The organism is Mesorhizobium sp. M7A.F.Ca.CA.004.12.1.1 (genome assembly GCF_003997835.1).
GTDB lineage: Bacteria > Pseudomonadota > Alphaproteobacteria > Rhizobiales > Rhizobiaceae > Mesorhizobium.
This window is the reverse complement of the sequence record NZ_RZRK01000499.1, coordinates 1-4,611: the sequence shown is the minus strand read 5'-3', so window position 1 is coordinate 4,611 and position 4,611 is coordinate 1. Positions and strand designations below refer to the sequence as shown.

Annotated in this window: 5 protein-coding genes; 3 read left to right on the top strand and 2 right to left on the bottom strand. The window is 61.9% G+C overall.

The window, feature by feature from the left end; genetic code table 11:
• Nucleotides 1-226: 226 nt before the first annotated feature.
• Nucleotides 227-1,849: an ABC-F family ATP-binding cassette domain-containing protein gene (locus EN984_RS23515; RefSeq protein ID WP_127267001.1), complete on the bottom strand. Its 1,623-nt coding sequence runs from the start codon at nucleotides 1,847-1,849 to the stop codon at nucleotides 227-229.
• Nucleotides 1,850-2,261: 412 nt separating this feature from the next.
• Here EN984_RS23515 and EN984_RS23510 point away from each other — a divergent pair, with 412 nt between their 5' ends.
• Nucleotides 2,262-2,549: a hypothetical protein gene (locus EN984_RS23510; RefSeq protein ID WP_127267002.1), complete on the top strand. Its 288-nt coding sequence runs from the start codon at nucleotides 2,262-2,264 to the stop codon at nucleotides 2,547-2,549.
• Between the two features lie 306 nt (nucleotides 2,550-2,855).
• On the opposite strand, the gene EN984_RS23505 is transcribed toward EN984_RS23510, so the two are convergent.
• A complete protein-coding gene (locus EN984_RS23505) occupies nucleotides 2,856-3,455 on the bottom strand; it encodes a YdeI/OmpD-associated family protein (protein ID WP_127267003.1) in 600 nt (199 codons plus the stop codon).
• Between the two features lie 250 nt (nucleotides 3,456-3,705).
• Between EN984_RS23505 and EN984_RS23500 the strand changes: the two genes are divergently transcribed.
• Both EN984_RS23500 and EN984_RS23495 read left to right on the top strand, forming a co-directional pair.
• Complete coding sequence (locus tag EN984_RS23500; protein WP_127267004.1) at nucleotides 3,706-4,320, top strand: hypothetical protein; 615 nt, start codon at nucleotides 3,706-3,708, stop codon at nucleotides 4,318-4,320.
• 111 nt (nucleotides 4,321-4,431) lie between these two features.
• Nucleotides 4,432-4,611, top strand: a 180-nt coding sequence (locus EN984_RS23495) for an SDR family NAD(P)-dependent oxidoreductase (RefSeq protein ID WP_127383974.1), incomplete at its 3' end; no start/stop codon positions are given.

The window sequence follows — 4,611 nt, the reverse complement described above, 5'->3', positions numbered from 1 at the left end:
CTACGGAGCAGCCGGCGGCGGCGGCACGATCGGCAAGGGAGCCCAGGTGATCATCATGACCAATGACAAGGGCGCCCAACTCGAACTCACGGGCAAGCAAGTCGGCCTGCAGGTCAACGCCGACCTCAGCGGCATGGCCATCTCGTTCGAGTAAGGCCGTCATTCCAGCCGGACCATATTCAAAGGGCGGTGCCGGCTTCGAGCCGACGCCGCCCTTATCATTTACCTAGCTCCTGAGCCCCGGCGCTTCCTGGCCGGTGCGCTCGACATATTCAGTATAGCCGCCGCCATAGGTGTGGATGCCTTCGGGCGTCAGTTCCAGCACGCGATTGGAAAGCGCTGCCAGAAAATGCCGGTCGTGCGAGACGAACAGCATGGTGCCCTCGTACTGCGACAGTGCGGTGATCAGCATCTCCTTGGTGGCGATGTCGAGATGGTTGGTCGGCTCGTCCAGCACCAAAAGGTTGGGCGGGTCGAACAGCATCAGCGCCATCACCAGCCGCGCCTTCTCGCCGCCTGACAGCACGCGGCATTTCTTCTCGATCTCGTCGCCGGAAAAACCGAAGCAGCCGGCAAGTGCCCTGAGCGGCGCCTGGCCGGCCTGCGGAAACGCGTCCTCCAGTGTCTGAAACACCGTGCGCTCGCCTTCCAGCACCTCCATGGCGTGCTGGGCGAAATAACCCATCTTGACACTTGGGCCGCGCGCGACCGTGCCGGTGTCGGGCTCGGAAGCGCCGGCGACCAGCTTCAGAAGCGTCGATTTGCCGGCGCCGTTGACGCCCATGATGCACCAGCGCTCGCGGCGGCGCACCTGGAAGTCGAGCCCCTCATAGATGGAGCGGCTGCCATAGCCCTTGTGGACGTTCTTCAGCGTCACGACATCTTCGCCGCAGCGCGGCGCCGGCAGGAAATCGAAGGAAACCGTCTGGCGGCGCTTCGGCGGCTCGACGCGGTCGATCTTGTCCAGCTTCTTCACCCGGCTCTGCACCTGCGCGGCATGCGAGGCGCGCGCCTTGAAGCGCTCGATGAAGGCGATCTCCTTGGCCAGCATTGCCTGCTGGCGCTCGAACTGTGCCTGCTGCTGCTTGTCGGCGATCGCCCGCTGCTGCTGGTAGAATTCGTAGTTTCCGGAATAGGCGGTCAGCGAACCGGCGTCGATCTCGACCACCTTGTTGACGATGCGGTTCATGAACTCGCGATCGTGCGAGGTCATCAGCAGCGCGCCGTCATAGTTTTTCAGGAAGGATTCCAGCCAGATCAGGCTCTCCAGGTCGAGATGGTTCGATGGCTCATCGAGCAGCATGGCGTCGGGCCGCATCAGCAGGATGCGGGCCAGCGCCACGCGCATCTTCCAGCCGCCGGACAGCTTTCCGACATCGCCGTCCATCATCTCCTGCGAAAAGCCGAGACCGTCCAGCACTTCCCGCGCACGGCCATCCAGCGCATAACCGTCGAGTTCCTCGAAGCGGTGCTGCGCCTCGCCATATTTTTCGATGATTTCGTCCATCTGGTCGGCCTGGTCGGGATCGGCCATGGCCGCCTCGAGGGCTGCCATTTCGGCCGCGACTTCGGACACCGGCCCGGCGCCGTTCATCACTTCGGCGACAGCGCTGTGGCCTTCCATGTCGCCGACATCCTGGCTGAAATAGCCGATGGTGACGCCGCGATCGACCTGCACCTGGCCTTCGTCGGGCTGCTCCTGCCCGGTGATCATGCGAAACAGCGTCGTCTTGCCGGCGCCGTTCGGCCCGACGAGGCCGACCTTCTCGCCCTTCTGCAGGGAGGCCGACGCTTCGATGAAGACAAGCTGACGGCCGTTCTGCTTGCTGATGCTTTCAAGTCTGATCATGCGGTGTCCGGGCTATATGCTTGCGTGAAAGGATTTGCCCGGCGCCTTACGCGAAGGATGGCCGCAAAGGAAGAGGCGCAAGCGCCGCATACAGCGGAACGCCCTTGCCTTCCCCCCTTGTGGGGGAAGGTGGATCGGCGCGTCAGCGCCTAGACGGATGAGGGGTGTTCCAGCGAATGAGACGTTGGTGTTCCCTGGAACACCCCTCATCCGACTCGCTTCGCGAGGCCACCTTCTCCCACAGGGGGAGAAGGGACAACCCCACCCAGACACACTCCAGAAACAAGATTCAACATCCGGGAAAAACTCGCGAAAACATCGCCTGTCATAACCACCCTCGCGGCGGTCAAGCAGGCTGCTGCACAACGCGAAGAAATGGTCCCGAAACATGCAACGACGCTCGACCGGATGGATGGGTGCCCTGACAGGCATTTCGCTCGCCATGCTGGCGGTCGCAGAGTCGGGGGCGGAAGCAGCGGTCACCCGGAGCGAATATTGCAGCCAGCTCGGCCTTCAACTCGACGGAGCCATCCAGACGAAAGCCGTCCCAGGCACGAGCGCAAGCCAGATCGCCGAGGCAACGGCACTCCAGGACAAGGCGAACCGGTTTTGTGCCGAGCGAAAGCAGGCCCAAGGCATCAGGACCTACGCCAACGCCTTGAAACTCCTTGGCGTGACACCGGTCGACCTGAACCAATAGTATCTGCCTTTGAACCATCAAGCACGCCAAGGCTGCTTGATCGCCCCTCCTTCCTGACTTCCTCCCGGGAAAAGGCCGCCGCTCGCAAAAGCGAGGGCGGCTTTTTTCTTGGCTACGCAATGCCGGAGGAAATGCGCGACAGACACCTGTCAAATCCGCATAAAAACAGATGCTTATAACAATTCGGCGATTCAGATACTGAAGCACTTCATGCGACGCTGAGTGCCGATCACAATCTGCCCAGGGATCGGGTGGCGGGCCGCATGCGCAACGCATGCCCCTCGCCGCAGAAAGAGCCTGAGCGGCTTACTTCCTGCCTTGCGGATGGATCGTCTCGCCGCGCTTCAGCATTGCTACAAACGTCTCGATCTTCTTCTTGCGCCCGGCCTCGGTCTTCATGTTGTGGGTGCGGAAGGCGAGTGCGAAGCGGTTTTGCGCACTGAGTTTTTCAAGCATCGCCTTCGCGGCGGGTTCGGCGTCTATGGCTGCTTGCAAATCATCGGGGATCTTCATCTGCTTGCCGCTGCCATAGGCGCGCGCCCAGCGCCCGTCCGCCTTGGCCGCCTCGACCTGTTTGAGCCCATGCTCGGTCATGCGGCCCTCCTCGACCAGCCGCGCGACATTGTCGATGTTGATCAGGCTCCAGATGCTCTTCCGGCTGCGCGGCGTGTAGCGCTGCAGGAAACTCTTGTCGTCCAGCCCCTTGCGCACCGCGTCGATCCAGCCGAAGCACAGCACCACGTCGATGGCTTCCTTCGGCGTGATCGACTTCAGTCCCGACCCCACCTTGTGAACCTTGATCCACACTTCGGTTTCCGTGGCGTGGTGCTTGCCGAGCCAGGCGTAGAAGCTGCCCGCATCCGGAAACTCGTGCACCTTGTCGGGATCGACCTTGACCGGCGCCATTAGCCGGCCTGTTTGTTCAGTGCCGCTCGCGCCACCATAGTTCCTGCTCCCACTGTCGTATTGCCTCCCGCGTTGTGCCCATCGTCATCGCCCGGCATGTGGCACAGATCGCTGTCAGTTTTCGTCAGTTGCGTCACCACAAGCTAAGGAAAGCATCCCGCGCGACTTCGTCGGGGAGAAGAGAGGGCGCGCGATATTCCACCGCCATGCTATAGAACCGCAAGGTGTCAGTCTGGGGGAATATGCCACCATGAAATCTCTGCTGCTCGCTTTTCTATCTTTGCTGTTGCCGAGCCTCGCCCTTGCGGAGCCGATCGAAACCCGGAAAATCGTCACGGCTGTGACTGGCGACTTCGACGGCGATGGCGCCGTCGATCTTGCCATGGTGGTCGAGACCGAGCCCGGCCAGCCGATGGACGTCCACTTCTTCCTCAGGGACAAGGAGCACAATTACCTCAAGCCTGTCGAGATCGTGCACGAGCAGGTCCACGGGGAATGGAACGGCTACGACCGGCCGGGCTACGAGAACTCCGACACCGAGCCGGAACTGACGATGCTGCCCAACGGTTCGATCAAATTCTACCTGCCAGCGATGCCGGTCGGCAGCGAACGGACCGACATGACGCTGACCATCGCCTGGCGCAACGGTGCCTTCATCGTCGCCGGCTTCGCCTATAACCATGATGACTATTTGAAGGAGAATGCCGAAAGCGCCTGCGAGTACAATGTGCTGACCGGCAAAGGCACCAGCAGCGAAAAGCAGCCGGACGGCAGCACCAAGCACAAGACCGTCTCGGTCGAAGGCCAGGCCATCGCTTTCAAGGACTGGAACCCGGGCGCTGCCTTCGCCGCTTGCGGCAACTGATCGCCCTGCATCATCGGCGTTTCCGATAGCGCTATCGGTTTCTTCCGTTTTCACTTGCCGTACCGAACTGCCAATTCCCTGCCCTTCTCCATCCAAGCAAAGGCAGTGCGAATGAGCATTTCAAATCAGAAAATCCTGATCGTCGGTGGCGGCTCCGGCATGGGTCTGGCGCTGGCCCGGCGCTGCGTTGAGGCTGGGGCCAGTGTGATCATCGCGGGGCGCGGCGAGAACCGGCTGCGACAGGCGCGTGAGGCGCTGGGCAATCCCGACGAGGCCCTGGCCGCGATGGCC

Coding starts and splice junctions, on each gene's coding strand:
- EN984_RS23505 (WP_127267003.1), bottom strand. CDS start 3,455: ATGGCGCCGGTCAAGGTCGATCCCGACAAGGTGCACGAGTTTCCGGAT.
- EN984_RS23515 (WP_127267001.1), bottom strand. CDS start 1,849: ATGATCAGACTTGAAAGCATCAGCAAGCAGAACGGCCGTCAGCTTGTC.
- EN984_RS23500 (WP_127267004.1), top strand. CDS start 3,706: ATGAAATCTCTGCTGCTCGCTTTTCTATCTTTGCTGTTGCCGAGCCTC.
- EN984_RS23510 (WP_127267002.1), top strand. CDS start 2,262: ATGGGTGCCCTGACAGGCATTTCGCTCGCCATGCTGGCGGTCGCAGAG.